Here is a 21,828-nt window from a genome sequence, read left to right on the forward strand (position 1 = left end):
TTGTCGCGCTGCATCAACGCGTTGCCTGCGCGCGCCGCATCCGTCTTGCAGGATCCTTTCATCGGATGAAAGCCTGGCGGCCCTGCGATCGCGCAAATTTGTCTGCAGCGGCGTACAATTCGGGCCACCGAATTCCCCGATACGCCACAACCACGCACGCGATGCCCGCTCTCCCGCCCGTTCCCCGGCATGGTGATCGCTTGCGCGTGGTTCGCGCGCACGCGCCGATTCCCGTCTGACGCGAGCGCCGCCGACGTTTCCCCACCGACACTCCCCAAGCCAATTCAATGGACATGCTCGAAAACATGCGCCTGTTCGTGCGCGTTGTCGAAGCCGGCAGTTTCACCGCGGTCGCCAAAGAAATCGATGCGACCACCGCGCAGGTGTCGCGCGCGGTGTCGAACCTCGAAGCCCACGTACAGACGCGCCTGCTGCATCGCACGACGCGCCATCTCGGCCTCACCGAAAGCGGCGAGCGCTACTTCGAGCGTGCGAAATCGATCCTCGCCGAATTCGACTACGCGAACGCCGAGGCCCGCAACGCGCTGCTGCGGCCGAGCGGCAAGATGCGGATCCATGCGATGACGGGGCTCGGGCAGAGTCATGTCGTGTCGTCGATCGTGCGCTACCAGGAAGACAACCCGGACGTGTCGGTCGAGTTGACGCTCGCGCAACGGATGCCGAATCTCGTCGAGGAAGGCTATGACGTGTCGATCGTGACCGCGTCGCAGCTGCCCGATTCCGGCTACGTCGCGCAGACCTGCGGCACCAGTTGCAGCGTGCTGGTCGCGTCGCGCGAATATCTCGCGCGGCACGGCACGCCGAAGACGCCCGACGACCTGCCGAACCACGTGTGCCTGCGCCTCGATACGCCGGCATCGCCGGCCAGCGAGTGGCGGCTCGAGCGCGACGACGGCGAGGAGACGGTCTACGAACTGCAGCCGGCACCGTTCCAGGTCAACGTGCCGGATGCGCTGTGCGTCGCGGTGCGGGCGGGGCGCGGCATCGCGTGCGTCGCGCTGTATACGGTGCTCGACGACCTGCGCGCGGGGCGCCTGATCCGCGTGCTGCCCGAGTATCGGTTGCAGACCGTCAGCGTGTACGCGGTCTATGCGACGCGCCGCTATCTCGATGCGAAGATCCGCACCTTCCTCGACCATCTGCGCACGACGCTCACGCCCGCGCTGGAGAACGACCTGCGCGAACTCGACCGGCTTGCGGTCGAGCCGATGCCGGGCAGCCGCCAGCGCGCCTGATGCCGCCGGTCGCACGCCCGGCGGCGCCCGGTATCACGCGTCCGGCGTGACGCGAATCCGTTCGAAGCGGCCGGCGAGCCACGCGTAGGCGGCGATGCCGAGCAGCCCGTGCGCGGCGACGAACCACAGTGCGCCCGCGAACGAGCCCGTGTGCGCGACGAAGTAGCCGATCACGAGCGGCGTGACGATCCCCGCGAGGTTGCCGAGACCGTTGAACACGCCGCCGCTCAGGCCGACCATCCCTTCGGGCGCGGTGTCGGCGAGCACGGCCCAGCCGACCGCCGCGAGCCCCTTGCCGAAGAACGCGATCGTCATCAGCGCGATCACGACGGCATTCGACGACGCGCCGTTCGCGAGCACGAGCAGCGTCGCCAGCGCCATCCCGACGACGAACGGCGTCTTGCGGGCGCGCGACGGATGCACGCCGCGCCGGATCAGCCAGTCCGACAGCACGCCGCCGAGCACGCCGCCCGTGAAGCCGCAGAGCGCCGGCAGCGCGGCCACCCAGCCGGCTTCCATGATCGTCATCCCGCGCCCCTTGATCAGGTAGATCGGGAACCACGTGATGAAGAAGTAGGTGAGCGCGGTGATGCAGTACTGGCCGATGTAGATCGCCCACAGGTTGCGGTGGCGGAACAGCTGCGACGCGTCGCGCCACGACAGGCGCGAGCGCTCGCGGACGCGGTTCGCTTCGAGATCGACGAGCGCACCGTGCGCGCGCAGGTAGTCGCGCTCGGCGTCGCTCACGCGCGGATGGCCGTGCGGCTCGCGATACCACGCGAACCAGAGCGCCGACAGCGCGACACCGAGCATCCCCATCCACAGGAACACGTGTTCCCAACCGAGCGCATGCGTGAGCCACGCCATCGCGGGCGTGAACAGCACGACGGCCATGTACTGCGCGGAGTTGAACAGTGCGGATGCGGTGCCGCGCTCCGCGGTCGGAAACCAGCACGCGACGATCCGCGAATTGGCCGGGAACGCCGGCGATTCGACGAGGCCGAGCATGAAGCGCATCGCGAACAGCGCGAGCGTCGCGGCCGCCCCCTGCACGGCGAACCAGCCGACCGTGCCCTGCAGCATCGTGAAGATCGACCACAGCAGCAGGCTCAGGCCATACACGCGGCGCGCGCCGAAACGGTCGAGCAGCCAGCCGCCCGGGATCTGGCCGAGCGCATAGGCCCACGCGAACGCGGAAAACACGATGCCGAGCTGCACGGGCGTGAGCCCGAGGGCGTGCGCGACGCCGGTTCCGGCGATCGACATCGTCGCGCGGTCCGCATAGTTGACGACGGTGACGGCGAAGATCAGCGCGAGGACCGTGTAACGGACGCGGCCGATCGTGCGCGACGCTGTGGATGAGGCGGGAGAGGTGGAAGAGGCGGCGACGGCTGCGCCGCCGCTGGATCGATTGGGCATGCGAGTCTCCTGGCCTCCGTCGTGCGGAGGCGTTTCATTGGATGTTGTCTTGGTCGGGGAGGGGCGTGCGGCGGTCAGCCTGTAACGCTCGTCGGCGGCCGCTGGCCCGCGAAGCACGCGGCGAGGTTGGCGAGCACGATCCGGCCCATTCGTTCGCGTGTCTCGTGCGTGGCGCTCGCGCGGTGCGGCTGCACGACGACGCGCTCGAGTTCGAGCAGCGCGGCCGGCACGCGCGGTTCGTCGGCGAACACGTCGAGCCCCGCGCCGGCGATCGTGCCGTCGGCGAGCGCGCGCACGAGCGCGGCTTCGTCGACGAGCTTGCCGCGCGCGACGTTGATCAGGAATCCTTTGCTGCCGAGCGCGGCGAGCACGTCGGCGGTCACGAGCACGTTGCCGTGATCGGCGGACGCCGCGAGCACGAGCACGTCGCTGTCGCGCGCGAGCGCGGCGAGGTCGGGCACGTAGCGATAGCCGCTGTCGCGGTGTTCGCGCGGGCCGAAATAGCTGACCGGCATCCGGAACGCCTGCGCGCGCTGCGCGATCGCACGTCCTACGCGGCCAAGGCCGACGATGCCGAGCCGCTTGCCCGTCACCTGCGTCGCGAGCGGCTGCGCCGCCTTGCCCCAGCGGCCGGCGCGCACGATGCGCTCGCCGGCGCCGAGGTCGCGCAGCGTCATCAGGATCAGCCCCAGCGCCATGTCGGCGACGTCGTCGGTCAGCACGTCGGGCGTCGTCGTCACGTGAATGCCGCGTGCGCGGGCGAGCTCGAGATCGACGGCGTCGGTGCCGATACCGTTGATCGCGATGATCTCGAGCGCGCTCAGCCGCGCCATCAACGCGGCCGGCAACCCGTTCGCGCCGCCCGTGACGACGCCGCGGATGCGCGATGCGACGCGATCGAGCAGCGCGTCGGGCTGGTCGGCCGCATACAGCCGATGCACCGCGTAGCGGGCGGACAGTTCGGCGTCGATGGTGTCGGGAAGCGGCTGGGTGAGCAGAAGGTCGATGGTCATGAGGGTCTCGGTCGGCGTGCGCGGCGCGGGCCGCGCATCAGGTGCAACCGAGTATAGGAATCGAATCGATATCGGTCTAACATCAAGACGCTATCAATTGATTCAAGATTTGAATGATTGAACTGAACCAGCTTCGCTGCTTCGTCGCCGTGGCCGAGGAACTGCATTTCGGGCGCGCGGCCAGGCGGCTCTTCATGACGCAGCCGCCGCTCAGCCGGCAGATCCAGTTGCTCGAGCACGCGCTCGGCATCGCGCTGCTCGAACGCAGCAGCCGGCAGGTCAGGCTGACCGCGGCCGGCGAGCGCTTCTTGCGCGACGCACGGCACATCCTCGAGTTTTCCGCGCGGGCCGAACAGGCCGCGCAGCGCGTCGCGCATGGCGGGGCCGGCCGCATCACGCTCGGCTTCACGGCCGTCAGCGCGTACCGGATGATTCCGGCGCTGCTCGCGCATGCGGCGCACGCGCTGCCCGACGTCGACGTCGAACTGCGTGAAATGGTGTCGACGGTGCAGATCGACGCGCTGGCGTCGCGCAATGCTCGATGCGGGCTTCGTTGCGCGCCAGCGCGCGGCGGCGCATCCGCTCGAATACCGGCTCGTGCAACGCGAGCCGATGCTCGTCGCGGTCGCGCAGGGCGCGCCGCTGGCCGCGTACGAGCGGATCGGCCCGGACCAGCTCGACGCCAGCCGTTCATCGCGTATTCGCCGAACGAAGGCAAGTACTTCCACGACATGATCTCGGGGATGTTCGCCGGCGCCGGGCGCTTGCCGAACTACCTGCATTACGTCGGGCAGACGCATACGATCCTCGGCCTGGTGCGTGCCGGGTTGGGTGCGGCGCTGGTGCCGGCGTCGGCGCGCGAGCTGCATGTGGACGGCGTGGTGTTCCGGCCGCTTGCGGACGTCGACGTCGCGGCGGAGCTGTATCTCGCGTGGCGAGCGGACAACGACAATCCGGCGCTGCCGGTGTTCAACGCGATGGTCGAGCAGTTTCTGACGGAAGGGACGGACGGCGGCGTCGTTTAGAGGCAGTCGGACCGAGCGCGGCGAATCGCTGCGTCGGCAACATCCTTACCGTTCCGAAAGCTGGCGCGTCGTGCACGCGTGCGCTCGCGAAAGGCAACGCATCGCGCCGACCGCTTGACGCTGCATGCCGGTCGGCGCAGGATACGTGCGTGCATTTGGAGCGGGGCGCGCTGGCCGCGCGTTCCCGCATCAGCGACGCGCACAAGAACAACGATGAGCCTTCACGCACTCGTACCGGAATCCCGGCGCCGCAGCCACCGGCCCGCCGGAACCACGATCCTCCCGACGCCCGTCGCGTCACGTATCCGTCATCCCGTTTCGTACCGTGCGTCGGTACACTTTCCCGTTCGCGCGCTGGCCGCGCCGATGAACGGTGCCGATCGGCGCCGCCGTGTCGCGCGCCAGCCCGCCGCACCTGAATATCGTATCGTGCATGACGCCTGCACCGGTGTCTCGTGACGCCGCCGCCACGCGTCCACGCATCGTGGCGCCGACCGCCCCGCGCGCGCGGCGCCACTGGAGTCCGAAGCATTTCGATTGAGCATGACGTAGCACACGCACGCAGTTCAGTTCGAGGTTCAAGGAGAGAAACTCATGTCGCAGCTTTCGAATGAAGCAAACGGCAGTTCGGGGAGTGGCAAGGCAAGGCTGATCAAATGGGCGATCATCGTCGCCGGCGTCGCGATCGCGGCACCGGCCGCGCTGTTCATCCTGAAGGGGGTGATCGCGCTGGTCACCGCGGCCGTGATCGGCCTCGGGGCGATCTATTTCGCGCCGGTCGTCGCGATGAAGTTCGCGAACCAGAAGGTGAAGATGATCGTCGAGGAAGCACAGGCGAATCCGATCGAGACGCTGATCAACCAGCTCGCGGAAAAGCGCCACGCGGCGCAGAAATTCGCGGACAGCATCACCGCGTTCCGCACCGAAGTGAAGAACTTCGAGGACAAGACCGAGCTGTTCGAGAAGCAGTATCCGGACGACGCGCCACGCTTTCGCGCGCAGCTCGACACGATGAAGCAGCTGCTCGCGTTCCGCGAAGGCCGCTACAAGCAGGTGCAGGTCGAGCTGAAGAATTTCGCATCGGCGATCGACCGCGCGAAGGCGATGTGGGACATGTCGCAGGCGGCGCAGCACATGAACAAGCTCGCGGGCCGGCAGACGGCCGATACGTTCGAGCAGATCAAGACCGACGTGGCCGTCGATTCGGTGATGCGCTCGGTGAACAAGGCGTTCTCCGAAATGGAGACGTCGCTGCTGGACAACCCCGAGGTCAAGCAGGCGCAACAGCAGGCGGTGATGAACGGCACCCCCGTGCCCGGCCCCGATGCGGCACGGGCCGCCGCATTGCCGTCGAAACAACAATAACTTTCCGCAGGCACGCAACCATGAAAAAACTTCTCGGTGCAGTCGTGTTCCTGGTGGTGCTCGTCGGCGTATGGATCGTCCACCAGGGCGGCCTGTCGACACTGATTCCCGCGCACGACGCGGCGCCTGACGCGGCCTCCGCGCAATCGGCCGGCGCAGGCCAGCCCGCGCAGCCCTCGGGGTCGGGCAACGTGCTGCCGGCCGGCTTCACGCCGCAGGCCGACACGCTGAAATCGATCGCGGAAAACGGCATCGTGCGGGTCTCGGTGCAGAACCCGAGCGAGCCGTTCTTCGGCGAGGACAAGGGCGCGCCGCACGGCTTCAACGTCGAATTCGCGCGGCTGCTGTTCGCCGATCCGTCGTTCTCGCGCGGCGGCAAGCCGATCGTCGTCGATACGCGTCACGAAGTCGACACGTATCCGGGCGTGCCGAAGCAACTGCTCGACACCGATGCGAAGGGCAATCATGTCGTCGACGTCGCGATGGACGGGCTGACGTTCCCGGACAACACGCCGGCGGGCGTCGTCTACTCGGTGCCGTACGTCGACGATTTCGGCTATTCGCTGATCGTGCGGCAAGGCTCCGCGATCCGCTCGGCGGACGATCTGGCCGGCAAGACGGTCGGCATCCTGAAGGGCGACCCGGACGTGCGTGCGTTCGTCACGCGCCAGTATCCGAACGTCCGTTTCGTCGAGATCGACGATTCCGATCCGGCATTCATCGCGAAGAGCCTCGACGGCCGTGCTGTCGACGCGTTCGTCTACGACTATCCGTTCGCGGTCAGCTCGATCAAGGGGACCGACCTGAAGTTCGCGGTGACCAAGCTCGACGGCTCGAACATCGCGTACAAGATCGGCGTGCGCGCCGACGACCAGGACCTGCTGATCTACCTGAACGCCGCGATCGCGAAGCTCAAGCAGTCGCCGCAGTATCTGGACCTGCTGCGCAAGTACTTCGTCAGCGACCAGACGATGACGACCGCGGCCGCGTCCGGCGAGCATACGTACGTGGTGAAGGCCGGCGACACGCTGAACCTGATCGCGGCGAGCAAGCTCGGCAGCGGCCAGCGCTATCGCGAGATCCAGCGCCGCAACAACCTCGCGAACCCGAACCTGATCCTGGCCGGCCAGCATCTGGTGATTCCGGTCCGGTAGCGGCGGTGTGAAGCGAAGAAGGTGAAGCGAAGAAGGTGAAGCGAAGAAGGTGGAGCGAAGAAGGTGGAGCGGAGGAAGGTGAGCGGAGGAAGGTGAGCGGAGGAAGGTGAGCGGAGGAAGGTGAGCGGCGCGCGGGCCCCGGCGGAGAGGATCCGCCGGGGCCCGCGCCGCTTTACATCAGTGCGTGACCGACAGGAACAGGTACGCCGCGAACAGCGACAGATGCACGACGCCGTGCAGCACCGTCGTGCGTCCCTGGCTGAGCGTCAGCGTGCTGACGAGCAGCGTCAGCGACAGCAGCACGGTTTCCATCGCGCCGATGCCGAGCGTGAGCGGCTGGCCGACCCAGATGAACACGGCCGCGACGGTCGGGATCGTGAGCCCGATGCTCGCGAGCGCCGAACCGAGCGCGAGGTTCATGCTGGTCTGCAGGCGATTCGCCCGCGCGGCGGTGACGGCCGCGAGCCCTTCGGGCAGCAGCACCAGCGCGGCGATCACGATGCCGACCGCCGCTTCCGGCGCGCCGAGCTTCATCACCGCATGCTCGACGGCCGGCGACAGCAGCTTCGCGAGCAGCACGACCGCGACGAGGCTCACGAACAGCAGCACGAGGCTGATCAGCGCGGTGCGGCCGCTCGGCGGTGCCGCATGCACTGATTCGTTCGCGCTGTCGTGCTCGGTGAGAAAGTAGTCGCGGTGGCGCACGGTCTGCACGAATACGAATGCGCCGTACAGCACGAGCGACGACACGCCGGCGAACGCAAGCTGCGATTTCGAAAAGAACGGGCCCGGCGCGGCGTTCAGGTAGTTCGGCATCACGAGCGACAGCACCGACAGCGACGCGAGCACCGCGAGCGCCTTGCTCGCGCCGCGTCCCTGGAAATCCTGCTCGCCGTGCTTCCACGCCCCGACCAGCAGGCACAGGCCGACGATGCCGTTGCAGATGATCATCACCGCGGCGAACACGGTATCGCGCGCGAGGCCCGATTTCTCGGGGCCGGCGCCGAGCATCACCGACACGATCAGCGCGACCTCGATGACGGTCACGGCGACTGCCAGCACGAGCGTGCCGAACGGCTCGCCGACGCGGTGCGCGACGACTTCGGCATGGTGGACGGCGGCGAATACGGAGCCGGCGAGGGCGGCGGCGAACACGGCGATGACGAGGCCTTCGGCCGGCACGACGCGCGACAGCGCGAGTACCAGCCACGCGGCAAGCGGGGCCACGAGGGTCCAGCGCGGGAGCTGGTTGGACGAGAGCGGCATGGACGGTTTCCTATGCGAGTGGCGGCGCGCGACGCGCCGTCACGGGTTGACGAAGCCCGGCCGGATGATCCGCCGAACGTGGACGATGATGCTGATGGGCGGCAGCGCGGAGCCGTGCTGCCCTGGATTCGCCGCCGTGAAGCGGCGAGGGGCGCGGGCGGGCCGAAGCCCGTCGCGGGATGAAACGGTTCGATGCGATCGGGTGCCGAGGGCGGGGCGCGGGTACGTCACGACATACGCGGACCGCTGGCGCGATTTCGACCCCGAAAGGATGGCAGGCGGTGGACGGCAGCGGCGTGACACGCGGTTTCCCCCCTGAAATCCGGCGATTTGTCGAATTTTATCAGGCGTTCGGGGGACACCATCTCATAATCGAACGCTTTCATTGACCTTTCGGTTTCAAAAAAGTGCCCCGATCGTTCGATTTTTTGTTCTTGCGCTTTTCGTAACGGTCTCTTGCACGACAAATTCGGGCTCGCCCTGACATAAATCTACCGACCGGTCGGTTTATAATCGCTCGCACTTCCACTTCATGACGGATCGCAAGCGATGGCTGTTTCTTCTGCACATTCGGTGAATTCGGGCGCGCTGGCGCCGTCGGCGGTCGTCGGCGTGATCGGCGCGGGCGCGATGGGCGCGGGCATCGCGCAGGTGGCCGCGGCGGCCGGTCATGCGGTGCTGCTGTACGACCTGAACGAAGCCGCATGCGACAAGGCGCTGGCCGGCATCCGCGCGCAGTTCGCGCGGCTCGCGGAAAAGGGCCGGATGGAACCGGCCCAGGCCGACGCGGCCGGCAGCCGGATTCGCGCGGTGCGCGCGCTGGCCGACTTCACGGGCGCCGCGCTGATCGTCGAGGCGGCGGCCGAGCGGCTCGACGTGAAGCGCGAGATCTTCGCGACGCTCGAACGCCATGTCGACGACAGCTGCGTGCTGGCGACCAACACGTCGTCGATCTCGATCACGTCGATCGCGGCCGGGCTGCGCGCGCCGCAGCGCGTGGCCGGCCTGCATTTCTTCAATCCGGCGCCGCTGATGGCGCTCGTCGAGGTGGTCAGCGGGCTCGCGACCGCACCGGACGTCGCACAGGCCCTCTACGACACGGCCGCCGCGTGGGGCAAGCGGCCGGTGCTGGCGAAGTCGACGCCCGGCTTCATCGTGAATCGCGTCGCGCGGCCGTATTACGCGGAGGCGCTGCGCGTGCTGAACGAGCAGGGCGGCACGCCGGCCTCGATCGATGCGGTGATGCGTGACGCCGGCGGCTTCCGGATGGGGCCGTTCGAGCTGATGGACCTGATCGGCCACGACGTGAACTTCGCGGTGACCGAGTCGGTGTTCCGCGCGTACTTCAACGATCCGCGCTATACGCCGTCGCTGATCCAGCAGGAACTCGTGAACGCGGGCTTCCTCGGGCGCAAGTCGGGGCGCGGCTTCTATTCGTATGCGGACGGCGCGACGCCGCCCGCGCCCGCGTTCGAACCGCCGTGCGATGCGCCGGCCGACGTCGTGCTGTTCGCGCAGGACGGCCCGGCCGCCGCGCTGCATGCCCGCGTTGTCGAACGCATCGCGCTCGCGCGGCAGAACGGCGCGCATGCCGACGAACTGCTCGCCGTGGCCGGCCGCGCGTCGATTGCGCTGACCGACGGCCGCACCGCGACCGTGCGCGCCGCGCAAACCGGCGTGGCCGACCTCGTGCTCGTCGATCTCGCGCGCGATTACGCGCAGACCGGGCTCGTCGCGCTGGCGCGCGCGCTGCAGTGCAGCGACGCGGCCTATGCGGATGCGGTCGGGCTGTTCCAGCAAGCGGGTTTTCGCGTCGTCGGCATCGCCGACGTGCCGGGCATGATCGCGATGCGCACCGTCGCGATGCTCGCGAACGAGGCGGCCGACACGGTGAACCAGGGCGTGTGCTCGCCCGCCGATCTCGATCTCGCGATGGAGAAGGGCGTGAACTACCCGTGCGGCCCGCTCGCGTGGGCCGATGCGATCGGCATCGGCCGCGTGTTTCGCGTGCTGTCGAACCTGGCGGCGAGCTACGGCGAGGACCGCTATCGCGTGTCGCCGCGCATCGCCGCGCTGCACGCGGCCGGCCGCACGTTCCGCTAGCCGCCGGCCCCGTCACCCCGATCACGATAACGACATCACTCCACTGGAGGAGCACCCCGATGACTCACCCGACGCACCCCGCCGCCGCCCTCGAGCCGATCGAGACGGCCAGCCGCGACGAACTGCAGGCGCTGCAGCTCGAGCGCCTCAAGCGGTCGCTGCGCCACGCGTACGACAACGTCCCGCACTATCGCCGCACGTTCGACGCGGCGGGCGTGCATCCGGACGACCTGAAGACGCTCGCCGATCTCGCGAAATTCCCGTTCTCGACCAAGAACGATTTGCGCGACAACTATCCGTTCGGCCTCTTCGCGGTGCCGCGCGAGCAGGTCGTGCGCGTGCATGCGTCGAGCGGCACGACCGGCAAGCCGACCGTGGTCGGCTACACCGCGCGCGACATCGACACGTGGGCGAACGTGACCGCGCGTTCGATCCGCGCGGCCGGCGGCCGCCCGGGCGACACGCTGCACAACGCATTCGGCTACGGGCTCTTCACGGGCGGCCTCGGGATTCACTACGGCGCGGAGCGGCTCGGCTGCATGGTCGTGCCGATGTCGGGCGGGCAGACTGAAAAGCAGGTGCAGCTGATCCGCGATTTCGAGCCGAAGATCATCCTCGTCACGCCGTCATACATGCTGAACCTGATCGACGAGATGGTGCGGCAAGGGATGGACCCGGCCGAGTCGTCGCTGAAGATCGGCATCTTCGGCGCGGAGCCGTGGACGCAGGCGCTGCGCGAGGAAGTGGAGACGCGCGTGGGCATCGACGCGCTCGACATCTACGGGCTGTCGGAAGTGATGGGCCCGGGCGTCGCGTGCGAATGCGTCGAGACGAAGGACGGCCCGGTGATCTGGGAAGACCATTTCTATCCGGAGATCATCGACCCCGTGACCGGCGAAGTGCTGCCGGACGGCAGCGAGGGCGAGCTCGTGTTCACGTCGCTGACGAAGGAGGCGATGCCTGTGATCCGCTACCGCACGCGCGACCTCACCGCGCTGCTGCCGCCGACCGCGCGCACGATGCGCCGGCTCGCGAAGATCACGGGCCGCTCCGACGACATGCTGATCGTGCGCGGCGTGAACGTGTTCCCGAGCCAGATCGAGGAAATCGTCGTCGCGCAGACGAAGCTGTCGGGGCAGTTCCAGATCACGCTTTCGCGCGACGGCCACATGGACCGGCTGGATCTCGCGGTCGAGCTGCGCTCCGAGGCCGTCGCGTGCGTGACCGACGCCGAGCGCGCGGCGATCGCGCGCGAGCTGCAGCACCGGATCAAGACGATGATCGGCGTGTCGGCCGGGGTGACGGTGCTCGCCGCGGGCGGCATTCCCGCGAGCGCGACCGGCAAGGCCCGGCGCGTGATCGACCGCCGGCAGGCCGCCTGAGTCGCCGTTCCCTGTTTCTACCCCGAGGAAACCTGTTCGATGGATGGATTGAAGACCCTGGCCGTTGGCGTCGATGCGCGCGGCATCGCGACTGTCGCGCTGCAGCGCGGCGACGTGCTCAACGCGTTCGACGAGACGATGATCGCCGAGCTGACCGACGCGTTCACGACGCTCGGCCGGCGCGACGACGTGCGCGCGATCGTGCTGCGCTCGGACGGTCGCGCGTTCTGCGCGGGCGCCGACCTGCAGTGGATGCAGCGCGCGAGCGCGAACGACGCGGCCACGAACCTGCGCGACGCCGAGCGGTTCGCCGCGATGATGCGGGCGATCCGGCAGTGCCCGAAGCCGACGGTCGCGCGCGTGCAGGGCCACGCGTTCGGCGGCGGCGTCGGCCTGTGCGCGGCCTGCGACATCGTGATCGCGAGCGATCACGCGCGCTTTTCGGTCAGCGAGGCCCGTTTCGGGATCCTGCCGTCGGTGATCGGCCCGTATCTGGTCGAGGCGGTCGGTCAGCGCCAGGCGCGCCGGCTCGCGCTGACCGCGACGCAACTCGCGGCCGCCGAAGCCGTCGCGATCGGGCTGATCCACCAGGCCGTGCCGCTCGACGCGCTCGACGCCGCACTCGACAAGACGCTCGCCGAGCTGAGCCGCAACGGCCCGAACGCGCTGATGGAGATCAAGCGCTTTTTCGACGCGATCGGCGAGTACCCGCCGTCGGACGAACGCGCGGCGTTCACCGCGCAGACGATCTCCCGCGTGCGGGCGACGCCGGAAGCGAAGGAGGGCTTCGCCGCGTTCTTCGCGAAGCGGCCGCCGGCCTGGGAGCCGGGCGCCGAATAAGGCTGCGGCGCGGCCCGCCGGGCCCGGGGCGCGATTTGCGTCTCGGGCGCGGGCGCTTGCTCTACAATGCGTGACCCCCGGCGCGCCGCCGGCCCAGCCCCGACCGCTTCTTCGCACCCGATGATCGTCAATCGCCTTATCTCCGAGATCCTGTTCGGCTTTACCGGCCTGATCGGCATCATCAATCCGATCGGCATCGCGTTCCTGTTTCTCGAACGCACCGAGGCGCTGACCGAGCACGAGCGCAACCTGCTCGCGAAGAAGGTGGCGTTCAACGCGTTCATCGTGTTGCTGGTCGCGTTCTTCGCCGGCACGCCGGTGCTGCATTTCTTCGGGATCTCGATGGAAGCGCTGCGGATCGGCGGCGGCTTCGCGGTCGCCGTCGCGGGCTGGCAGATGCTGAACGAGCCGGACGGGCCGGCGGGCGGCGGCGATACGCCGATCAAGCCGATCGATGCGAACGCGATCATGACCCGCGCGTTCTTCCCGCTGACCGTGCCGCTGACCGTCGGCCCCGGCTCGATCGCCACCGCGATCGCGCTGAACGCGAACCGCACGCACAAGCTGTCGGAATTCATGCTGTCGAGCATCGTGTCGATCTCGGTGTCGGCGCTCGTCGCGGTCGTGATCTGGCTGACCTACAGCCGTGCCGCGCTGCTCTCCCGCTATCTCGGCACCGAAGGCACCAAGGTCGCGAAGCGCGTGTCGGCATTCCTGCTGCTGTGCATCGGCGTGCAGATCATGCTGACCGGCTTCTCCGAATTCCTGCAGCCGCTCGCCGACCAGATCAAGTAAGCCGTTCGTCGTTCGCGAGTAATCCGTTCGTTCGTCGACGCGGCAACCGGCGCGGCGCCACGCCGCGCATTCTGATCATGGATGCTGCGTGGCGCGTTGGTGTGCGCCGTCGAAGCCTTGCTCGAGTGGGATTGGGCTGCGGTTCCGGCGCGTCGGCGTTCCTGGGCGACCCGGCCGCAGCAGGCCGTCGCGTCGACTACGCGTTTGCGCGCTGCGCGATACCATGCGACGTCTGGCCGATGCAGCGCACGGCGTTCGTACCCGGTGCACCGAACCGGGCCGCGCATCCGGCCGCAACCCCACTTCAATGACGAGGCGAGCGATGGAGTACGTGAAATTCGGGTCGACCGGGATGGACGTGTCGAAGCTGGTGCTGGGCTGCATGACGTTCGGCGAGCCGTCGCGCGGCACCCACCCGTGGACGCTGCCGGAAGCGGAAAGCCGCCCGATCATCCAGCGCGCGATCGAGGCCGGCATCAATTTCTTCGATACCGCGAACATGTATTCGGACGGCACGTCCGAGGAGATCGTCGGCCGTGCGCTGCGCGACTTCGCGAAGCGCGACGACGTCGTGATCGCGACCAAGGTGTTCTACCGGATGCGCCCGGGGCCGAACGGCGCGGGATTGTCGCGCAAGGCGATCATGACGGACATCGACCAGAGCCTGAAGCGGCTCGGCACCGACTACGTCGACCTGTACCAGATCCATCGCTGGGACTACGGCACGCCGATCGAGGAGACGCTCGAGGCGCTGCACGACGTCGTGAAGGCCGGCAAGGCGCGCTACATCGGTGCGTCGTCGATGTTCGCGTGGCAGTTCGCGAAGGCGCTGTATACGTCGAAGCAGAACGGCTGGACCCGCTTCGTCAGCATGCAGAACCACCTGAACCTGCTGTATCGCGAGGAAGAACGGGAAATGCTGCCGCTGTGCGAGGCCGAAGGCATCGCGGTGATTCCGTGGAGCCCGCTCGCGCGCGGCCGGCTGACGCGCAACTGGGACGAGTCGTCCGGCCGGCAGCAGAGCGACGAGGTCGGTCAGCGGATGTACGACGCGACGGCCGGTGCCGATCGCGCGGTCGTCGAGGCCGTCGCGGCGATCGCCGCCGCACGCAACGTGCCGCGTGCGCAGGTCGCGCTCGCATGGGTCGCGCACAAGCGCGGCGTCACCGCGCCGATTGTCGGCATCTCGAAGCCGCATCATCTGGACGATGCGCTCGGCGCGCTGCAACTGAAGCTGACGGACGATGAAATCGCGACGCTCGAAGGCCCTTACGTGCCGCACGCGGTAGCCGGCTTCAACTGAGTTCGACCGCGCGAAAGCGGCGGGATGCCGCCGCCGCGCACGGCGTTCAGCGCGCGGCGGCGAGCATCGGGTAGGTGAACAGCGCGAAGTGGATCACGTTCAGCCCCGCATGCGCGAGCGCGGATGCGAGCAGTCCGCCGCGCCGCCATGCGAGGCCGTAGCCGATGCCGGCCACCGTGCCGAGCACGATCCAGGGCCAGCCGCCGGCCGCGTGCGCGGCGCCGAACAGCCCCGCGCCGATCGCGAGCGCGGCCCACGGCCCCCAGCCGAACCGGCCGAGCACGCGCGTGAGCCCGCCTTGCACGTAGCCGCGGAACAGCGCTTCCTCGGCGAGCGTGACGAGCAGCACATTGTTGACGAGCCACATCCAGCCCGACGCCGGCCATTTCGGCGCCCAGCCGACCATGCCGAACGCGAGCGCGCCGGCCAGGCAGGCCGCCGCCGTCGCGACGGCCGCCACGGCGCCGGTGCGCAGCGCGCGTGCCGGGGCGACGTCCGGCGCCACCCACGGCAGCGCCCACAGCAGCCACAGGCCGACGAGCGGCTTGTCGAAATTCAGGTACATCGTGAACGGCACGGCATCCGGCGTGAAACGCGTCGGCTCGATCACGCGCGGATTGTGGAAGCCGGGAAGCAGGTGCAGGCTCAGCGCGATCGCGAGCGCGGCAAACACGACGTGCGCGACGATCCGCATCGCGAGCGGGCGGCCCGGCGCGACGCCCCAGGCGGCGGCCGCGAGCAGCGCGAGCGGCGCGAGCACGATCGGTTCGAGCTTGCCGAACGCCAGCGCGCCGGCATAGCCGAGCGCGGCAACGGCGATGCTCAGGCCATGCAGCGGGCGCTGCCACGCGAACGCGGCGGCCGCGAACAGTGCGAGCCAGATCGTGGCACACGGGAGAAGCGAGAGAGACATGGGGCGATGCAGGGGGCGAACGAGAGCCGCGCATCATACCCCAGCGGCCGTGACGGCCGCCGGGCCGGCCGCGCGGGGCGGACGGGGCGGGCGCTCAGCGGCCGGCGATCTCGGTGACGCCGTCGCGGGTCGGGATGTCGACGCTATTGCGCTCGCGCATCCGCCGCCGGTACCAGAAGGTCCACAGCAGCAGCGTGCCGAACACCGTGTAGCCCATGATCGGCGACACGACGAGCACGCGCTCGACGGGCCAGGTGACGACCATCCACAGGCGCAGCAGCATCTCCAGCGTCATGCAGGCGCCCCACACGAAGGTCATCAGGCGCAGCATCAGGCGCAGCCCCGGCTGCTCGGCCCAGACCGTCTCGAAACGCGCGGCGCCGCCGGCCATCTCGCGGGCCACCGTCGCGCGCGCGAGATAGAAGATCAGCGGACGATCGCGGAACAACGACAGCAGGAACACGACGCCGATCGTGCCGGACGCGAGCGATTCGCGCATCAGCAGCGTGCGCGCGCTGCCGCCGAGCGCCATGCCGGCGATCGACAGCGCGATGCCGAGCAGCACGACGGCGGCCACCGCATCGATGCGGCGCGAGCGGATGAATTCGACGACGGACCAGACGATGGGCGGAATCGCCGACGCGTACAGCGCGCCGGTTTCGCCGAAGTACGGGTGCGCGACCCGGTATGCGACCCAGGGCAGCAGCAGGTTGACGACGAGTTCGAGGATCAGGCCGGCTCGTGGTTTCACGGAAGCGGGCGCGCGGGTGGCGCGCGGGGCGGTGATGTCGCTTCGAGTATATCGAAGTCCGACCCCGCGCGCCGCACCCGGCGCGGTTGTGCACGCACCGAAAACGGGCGGAAACACGCGGCGACCGGGCGGCGGGGCGCGCCAGGGCTGCCCCGGGACCATTCGGCGCCGCTTCCGGCCGCCGCGCGGCCGTCATCGTCCTGTCAACGGTTCGTCAGGCGGCCGCGGGCTGGACGATGATCTTCACGTTCCGGTCCTTGTGGTTGACCAGCTCCTCGAAGCCGTGCGTGACGATGTCGCCGAGCGTGATCCGGCCGGTGATCAGCGGCTGCACGTCGATGCGGCCGTCCGCGATGAAGCGGATCACGTCCGCGAATTCGCCGTTGTACGCGAGCGAGCCGATCACTTCCTTCTCGGTCGACACGATGTCGAAGAAGTTGAACGAAGTCGGTTCCTCGAAGATGCCGACCATCACCGACTTGCCGGCCTTGCGGATCACGTCGATCGCGAGCTGCGCGGTGGCCGTGTGCCCGATGCACTCGAACGACACGTCGGCGCCGTAGCCGCCCGTCAGCGCCTTGACTTCCGCGACCGCGTCGGACGCCTTCGGATCGATCACGACCGTCGCGCCGACCTCCAGCGCCTTCTGCTTGCGCGCGGCCGACATTTCCAGCGCGATCACGCGTCCGGCGCCCGCGGCCTTCGCGCACATGATCGTGCACAGGCCGATCGTGCCGGCGCCGACCACGACGACGGTCTGGCCGACGATGTTGCCGGCCTTCTTCACCGCATGCAGCCCGACCGCGAGCGGCTCGATCAGCGCGCCGGCCTCCGTCGGGAAGTTGTCGGGCAGCTTGTACAGCAGCTCGGCCGGCACGTTCACGAATTCGGCGAACGCGCCGTTGTTCATCAGCCCGGTGAACGCGAGGTTCTCGCAGATGTTGTACAGCCCGTGCCGGCAATACCAGCAGGTGCCGCAATGCTGGCAGGCGTCGGCCGTCACGCGCTCGCCGACCGCGAAGCCCGTCACGCCCGCGCCGAGCGCCGCGATCTCGCCGCTGAACTCGTGGCCGAGGATGCACTGGCCCTTCAGGCCCGTCAGCGGGTGCGGTGCGTCGACGGGAATGAACACGGGCCCGGCGACGTACTCGTGCAGGTCGGAGCCGCAGATCCCGCACCAGTGCACGCGGATCTGGACCCAGCCGGCCGGCGGATGCGCCGGAACGGGAACCTCTTCGACGCGGATGTCGTGGCGGCCATGCCAGACGGCGGCCTTCATGCTGGGAGCGGGGTTCGATGCCGGTGTACTCACGTTGCTGTCTCCGTCAGGTTGTCGTCGGACGCGCGGCCAAGGACCGGTTCGTCCGTCGCGCGATTGCGCGAGCGACCGACATGCAGGAACGGGGCCAGCTTGAATCGGCGCTCGGGTGGCGAAGGCGTCGGGCGGGCGGTGTGCGATGCAGCAGGCCGCCTTGCGTTGACATCAGCCGGAACCGAGCGAATCACATGCGAAATTTGCTGCGATTGCGACGGGGCGCGGTAGGTGAGACGCCGGGACATTCGTCTCAGCCGTTTGAGACGAAACGCGAGACGCGCGGTTCGGTCGGGGTCGCCATAGCCGTAGCCGCGGTCGTTGCGGTCCATTGTGGCGATCAGCGAAACGCATCGTTGCGCATGTTTCCCCTTTACTTGAAGTTAACTTCAATTTGTATCATCTGCGGCAATGTCCGATCGCCATGCGTGCATGGTGGTTGCACCGGAAGCGGGGGCATGACCGAATCGGTCGTTGCTGCCGTGCGAACGGCCGAGCGCGGCTCGTCTCAATCTTCACGGAATGTCGTCAAGCATGCCAAACGTTATCGAATGCCCCATCTGCGAGTACGTGTCGTACCACATGCTGGTAGCCGACGAGCGGGACGCGATGCCGTTACCGGCAGACGTCAGGATGGCCCGGCCATCGGAGCGTGCCGATCGCGCGCCGACTCCGGAGCCTGTCGCACCGGGCGTTTCACCGTTGCGGCCGCAACTGTTCGTGTCGGTTCTGGAAGCGGGCGACGACGGCTTGCTGGTGCGCTGGAGCGAAAGCGGGCGCTGCCATTACGGCGAGCAACGCTGGCGCTTGCGCGTCGCGTTGCAGGCGGGCCGCTGCGCGATCTCCGGGCAGGCGATCGAGCCGGGCGAACCGGTGTACCGGCCGGTGCGGCGGCCGGTGCCGGTCAACGGCGACGAGATGATCCACCCCGCGTCGGTGCCGCCTGCGGCTGGCGCCGCGTGTCGCGCGGCACCAGCCCGCGGCGAGGCGACGGATCCGGTCGATGCCCCGGGCTGAGCGACCGGTTGCACTCTCGCGTTACTTGAGATCCTTCCGGTACTGGATGAACCCCGCGTTGTTCGCGAGCTTGTCGTACAGCGCGCGGGCGGTCGTGTTGGTTTCGTGCGTGAGCCAGTACACGCGGCTTGCGCCGGCTTCGCGGGCCCGCTCGTACACGGCTTCGATCAGTGCGCCGCCCGCGCCTTGCCCGCGGGCGTCCGCCGCCGTGAACAGGTCCTGCAGATAGCAGTACGGCCCTTCGGTCCAGCACGAGCGGTGATAGATCGCGTGCACGATGCCGACCAGCGTACCCGACGCGTCGAAGGCGCCGAGCGCGAACATCGGTTCGGCGGGATCCATCAGGCGCGCCCATGTCGTCGCGAACACGGCGTCGCTCAGCGCGGTCTCGTAGAAAGTCTGGTAGCCCTGCCACAGCGGGCGCCACGCGGCTTCGTCGGCTGCCACGAGCGGCCGGACCGTGACGCGCGTCGCGTCGTTCGCGCGGCCGGCCGCATCGCGCGCACTCGCCCGCGCGTGGCGGATCGCGACGAGCGTCTCGCGCTGCGTACCGCTGGCGTCGAAGTTCTCCGGCGCGAGCCAGGCTTCGAACGCGGCGCGTACGTCCGGCCATTCGCCGTCGACGATCGAGAACCATGCCGTGTCGCGGTTGCGGCCCTTGTAGATGATCGCCTGCCGGAACGTGCCTTCGTAACGGAAGCCGAGCCGCGCTGCCGCCTTGCGCGACGGTTCGTTGAGGTCGTCGCACTTCCATTCGTAGCGCCGGTAGCCGAGCGTGTCGAACGCGTACTTCATCAGCAGGTACTGCGCTTCGGTCGAAATCGGCGTGCGCTTCAGTAGCGGCGAGAAGGTGACGGAACCGACCTCGATCACGCCGTTGGCCGGGTCGATGCGCATCAGCGCGAGCGTGCCGACGGCGCGGTTCGTCGCGCGGTCGATCACCGTGTAGTGCAGCGGATCGGCGCTGGCCGCCGCGCCGCGCGCGTAGTCGCGGTAGCTCGACTCGTCGGCGTACGGCCCGTGCGCGAGATAGGTCCAGTCGCTGCCGTCCGGCGCCTGCGCGTACGCGGCGTACAGGTCGGCGGCATGGCGGTCGGCGTCGAGCGGTTCGAGGCGGCAGTAGCGGCCCTCGAGCACGATGCGCTCCGGGCGGGGGCGCGCGGACCAGTCGGGAACGGGGTGGCCGATGGGCTGCTGGAAGTCGTTGGTGAGCGTGGACAAGGTCGATCTCGCTTCGGTTGGCGGCCGGCGACATGCCGGCATGCAGACGATCGTAGTCCCGGCGAGGTACCATGAGAAGCGCCAGCCGACAGCAAATTTATGGTGCCACGAAGGTGCTGCCGAGGTGCCACGAACGCGCCACGCCGGTGCCATGCCGGCGCCGCGCTCGACGCGCGATGCCCCGAGGCTTCCACACTGCGATATCCCGATGACGACTGCCTTTCCTTCCGGCGACGCACCGCTGTTGCCGCTCGACGCGCCGCTCGCGCGCACGGCCGGCGCGCCTTCGTTGCAGCGGCAACTGCTGCGCCGCGTGCGCGACGCGATTCTCGGCGGCGCGATGCCGGCCGGCACGCGGCTGCCCGGCACGCGCGCGCTGGCCGAGACGCTCGGCGTGTCGCGCAACACGACGGCGGCCGTCTACGAGCAACTCGTCGCCGAAGGCTTCCTGCAATCCGATCGCCGCGGAACGCGCGTGGTCGGCCTGTCGCGGCCGGCCACGCCGCGCCGGCGGGTCGCACCGGCCGGCGTCGCGCAGCGGCTCGGCCGGATTCGCCCGAGCCTGATCGGCGCCGGCGAGTCGGAAGGCTTCCGGCCGGGCGTGCCCGCGCTGTCGCATTTCCCGGTGGATGCGTGGCGGCATGCGATCGACCGCGCGCTGCGCCGCGCCGGCCGCGACCTGCTCGCGTACGGCGACCCGCTCGGCGAACGCGCGCTGCGCGAGTCGATCGCGCGCCACCTGGCCGTGACGCGCGGCGTGCGCTGCGATCCGGAGCAGATCGTGATCACCGAAGGCGCGCAGGGCGCGATCGCGCTGTGCGCGCAGTTGCTGACGAACCCCGGCGACACGGTCTGGGTCGAGGAGCCCGGCTATCGCGGTGCGCGCACCGCGATGCAGGCGGCCGATCTCGACGTCGTGCCGATGCCGGTCGACGCGGAGGGGCTGCGCGCGGCAGACACGGACTGGCGCGAACGGACGCCCCGGCTCGTCTACACCACGCCGTCGAACCAGTTCCCGACCGGCGCGGTGCTGTCGATCTCGCGCCGGCTCGCGCTGATCGACGCCGCACGCCGGCATCGCGCATGGATCATCGAGGACGATTACGACAGCGAGTTTCGGCATACCGGCGAGCCGATCGGCGCGTTGCACGGGCTCGCGGCCGATTCGCCGGTCGTCTATCTCGGCTCGTTCAGCAAGACGATGTTTCCGGCCTTGCGGATCGGCTTTCTCGTGTTGCCCGACGCGCTGCTCGCCGCAGTGCGGCCAGCGTTGCCGGAGATGCTGCGCGGCGGGACGCGCCACGTGCAGCTCGCGCTCGCCGATTTCATCGAGACGGGGGAGTACGGGCGCCATCTCGGGCGGATGCGACGGCTGTATCGCGACCGGCGGCGCTCGCTGCTCGCCGCGCTGGACGACGCGTTCACCGTGCCGCATCAGGTCGAGGGCGGGCCGTGCGGGCTGCATCTGGCGTTGCGGCTGCCGGCCCGTTTTCGAGACCGCGTGATCGTCGAAGCGGCGCGCACGCACGGGATCGGGCCGTTCCCGCTGTCGGGGTTCTCGATTCACGCGACGTCGCCGGCCAACGGGCTCGTGCTCGGGTTCGGCAATACGTCGGCCGATGCGTTCGCGCCGATGCTGCGGACGCTGTCGACGATCGCGCATCGGGTCGCGGGCGAGTGACCCGGCGCGCGG

Annotated in this window: 20 protein-coding genes; 11 read left to right on the forward strand and 9 right to left on the reverse strand. The window is 69.0% G+C overall.

Going from position 1 to position 21,828, the window contains the following annotated elements; translation table 11 throughout:
- Positions 1-287 precede the first annotated feature (287 nt).
- On the forward strand, positions 288-1,256 hold the full coding sequence (locus PL79_RS31285; RefSeq protein ID WP_044843298.1) for a LysR family transcriptional regulator: 969 nt from the start codon (positions 288-290) through the stop codon (positions 1,254-1,256).
- A 33-nt stretch (positions 1,257-1,289) separates the two neighbouring features.
- On the opposite strand, the gene PL79_RS31290 is transcribed toward PL79_RS31285, so the two are convergent.
- Both PL79_RS31290 and PL79_RS31295 read right to left on the reverse strand, forming a co-directional pair.
- Positions 1,290-2,675, reverse strand: coding sequence for an MFS transporter (locus tag PL79_RS31290; protein ID WP_044843299.1), 1,386 nt, complete (start codon positions 2,673-2,675; stop codon positions 1,290-1,292).
- A 74-nt stretch (positions 2,676-2,749) separates the two neighbouring features.
- Positions 2,750-3,688 carry a 2-hydroxyacid dehydrogenase gene (locus PL79_RS31295; RefSeq protein ID WP_044843300.1) on the reverse strand — a complete coding sequence of 313 codons (939 nt, stop codon included), beginning with the start codon at positions 3,686-3,688 and terminating at the stop codon, positions 2,750-2,752.
- 113 nt (positions 3,689-3,801) lie between these two features.
- Here PL79_RS31295 and PL79_RS31300 point away from each other — a divergent pair, with 113 nt between their 5' ends.
- On the forward strand, positions 3,802-4,713 hold the full coding sequence (locus tag PL79_RS31300; protein ID WP_235879360.1) for a LysR family transcriptional regulator: 912 nt from the start codon (positions 3,802-3,804) through the stop codon (positions 4,711-4,713).
- 297 nt (positions 4,714-5,010) lie between these two features.
- Here PL79_RS31300 and PL79_RS31305 read toward each other — a convergent pair whose 3' ends face one another.
- Complete coding sequence (locus PL79_RS31305; protein ID WP_044843302.1) at positions 5,011-5,295, reverse strand: hypothetical protein; 285 nt, start codon at positions 5,293-5,295, stop codon at positions 5,011-5,013.
- A 12-nt stretch (positions 5,296-5,307) separates the two neighbouring features.
- Here PL79_RS31305 and PL79_RS31310 point away from each other — a divergent pair, with 12 nt between their 5' ends.
- On the forward strand, positions 5,308-6,078 hold the full coding sequence (locus tag PL79_RS31310; RefSeq protein WP_044843303.1) for a hypothetical protein: 771 nt from the start codon (positions 5,308-5,310) through the stop codon (positions 6,076-6,078).
- Positions 6,079-6,098: 20 nt separating this feature from the next.
- On the forward strand, positions 6,099-7,232 hold the full coding sequence (locus PL79_RS31315) for a transporter substrate-binding and LysM peptidoglycan-binding domain-containing protein (protein ID WP_044843304.1): 1,134 nt from the start codon (positions 6,099-6,101) through the stop codon (positions 7,230-7,232).
- A 177-nt stretch (positions 7,233-7,409) separates the two neighbouring features.
- Here PL79_RS31315 and PL79_RS31320 read toward each other — a convergent pair whose 3' ends face one another.
- Positions 7,410-8,498 carry a calcium:proton antiporter gene (locus PL79_RS31320; protein ID WP_044843305.1) on the reverse strand — a complete coding sequence of 363 codons (1,089 nt, stop codon included), beginning with the start codon at positions 8,496-8,498 and terminating at the stop codon, positions 7,410-7,412.
- A gap of 549 nt (positions 8,499-9,047) precedes the next feature.
- On the opposite strand from PL79_RS31320, the gene PL79_RS31325 reads away from it, so the two are divergent.
- The 5 genes from PL79_RS31325 to PL79_RS31345 all read left to right on the forward strand — a co-directional run bounded on the left by PL79_RS31325 (position 9,048) and on the right by PL79_RS31345 (position 14,921).
- Positions 9,048-10,601: a 3-hydroxyacyl-CoA dehydrogenase gene (locus PL79_RS31325; RefSeq protein WP_044843306.1), complete on the forward strand. Its 1,554-nt coding sequence runs from the start codon at positions 9,048-9,050 to the stop codon at positions 10,599-10,601.
- Positions 10,602-10,660: 59 nt separating this feature from the next.
- Positions 10,661-11,983 (forward strand): phenylacetate--CoA ligase PaaK, encoded by a 1,323-nt coding sequence (gene paaK / locus PL79_RS31330; RefSeq protein WP_044843307.1) that lies wholly within the window; start codon positions 10,661-10,663, stop codon positions 11,981-11,983.
- 39 nt (positions 11,984-12,022) lie between these two features.
- Positions 12,023-12,823 carry an enoyl-CoA hydratase-related protein gene (locus PL79_RS31335; RefSeq protein ID WP_044843308.1) on the forward strand — a complete coding sequence of 267 codons (801 nt, stop codon included), beginning with the start codon at positions 12,023-12,025 and terminating at the stop codon, positions 12,821-12,823.
- 120 nt (positions 12,824-12,943) lie between these two features.
- On the forward strand, positions 12,944-13,618 hold the full coding sequence (locus PL79_RS31340) for a MarC family protein (protein WP_044843309.1): 675 nt from the start codon (positions 12,944-12,946) through the stop codon (positions 13,616-13,618).
- 322 nt (positions 13,619-13,940) lie between these two features.
- Positions 13,941-14,921 carry an aldo/keto reductase gene (locus tag PL79_RS31345; protein ID WP_044843310.1) on the forward strand — a complete coding sequence of 327 codons (981 nt, stop codon included), beginning with the start codon at positions 13,941-13,943 and terminating at the stop codon, positions 14,919-14,921.
- Between the two features lie 46 nt (positions 14,922-14,967).
- Here the strand turns inward: PL79_RS31345 and PL79_RS31350 are convergent, their stop codons facing one another.
- The 4 genes from PL79_RS31350 to PL79_RS36295 all read right to left on the reverse strand — a co-directional run bounded on the left by PL79_RS31350 (position 14,968) and on the right by PL79_RS36295 (position 18,229).
- Positions 14,968-15,834 carry a CPBP family intramembrane glutamic endopeptidase gene (locus tag PL79_RS31350; protein WP_044843311.1) on the reverse strand — a complete coding sequence of 289 codons (867 nt, stop codon included), beginning with the start codon at positions 15,832-15,834 and terminating at the stop codon, positions 14,968-14,970.
- A 94-nt stretch (positions 15,835-15,928) separates the two neighbouring features.
- Positions 15,929-16,585, reverse strand: coding sequence for a VC0807 family protein (locus tag PL79_RS31355; protein WP_044843312.1), 657 nt, complete (start codon positions 16,583-16,585; stop codon positions 15,929-15,931).
- Between the two features lie 214 nt (positions 16,586-16,799).
- On the reverse strand, positions 16,800-17,864 hold the full coding sequence (locus PL79_RS31360) for a 2,3-butanediol dehydrogenase (protein ID WP_044843313.1): 1,065 nt from the start codon (positions 17,862-17,864) through the stop codon (positions 16,800-16,802).
- A gap of 29 nt (positions 17,865-17,893) precedes the next feature.
- Positions 17,894-18,229, reverse strand: coding sequence for a hypothetical protein (locus tag PL79_RS36295; protein ID WP_193759897.1), 336 nt, complete (start codon positions 18,227-18,229; stop codon positions 17,894-17,896).
- A gap of 202 nt (positions 18,230-18,431) precedes the next feature.
- Here PL79_RS36295 and PL79_RS31365 point away from each other — a divergent pair, with 202 nt between their 5' ends.
- On the forward strand, positions 18,432-18,914 hold the full coding sequence (locus PL79_RS31365) for a DUF3331 domain-containing protein (RefSeq protein ID WP_044843314.1): 483 nt from the start codon (positions 18,432-18,434) through the stop codon (positions 18,912-18,914).
- 21 nt (positions 18,915-18,935) lie between these two features.
- Here the strand turns inward: PL79_RS31365 and PL79_RS31370 are convergent, their stop codons facing one another.
- A complete protein-coding gene (locus tag PL79_RS31370; RefSeq protein ID WP_044843315.1) occupies positions 18,936-20,135 on the reverse strand; it encodes a GNAT family N-acetyltransferase in 1,200 nt (399 codons plus the stop codon).
- A gap of 208 nt (positions 20,136-20,343) precedes the next feature.
- Between PL79_RS31370 and pdxR the strand changes: the two genes are divergently transcribed.
- Positions 20,344-21,816, forward strand: a complete 1,473-nt coding sequence (gene pdxR / locus PL79_RS31375) for a MocR-like pyridoxine biosynthesis transcription factor PdxR (protein WP_135801187.1) — start codon at positions 20,344-20,346, stop codon at positions 21,814-21,816.
- Positions 21,817-21,828 lie beyond the last annotated feature (12 nt).

The organism is Burkholderia sp. USMB20 (assembly GCF_000949135.2).
GTDB lineage: Bacteria > Pseudomonadota > Gammaproteobacteria > Burkholderiales > Burkholderiaceae > Burkholderia.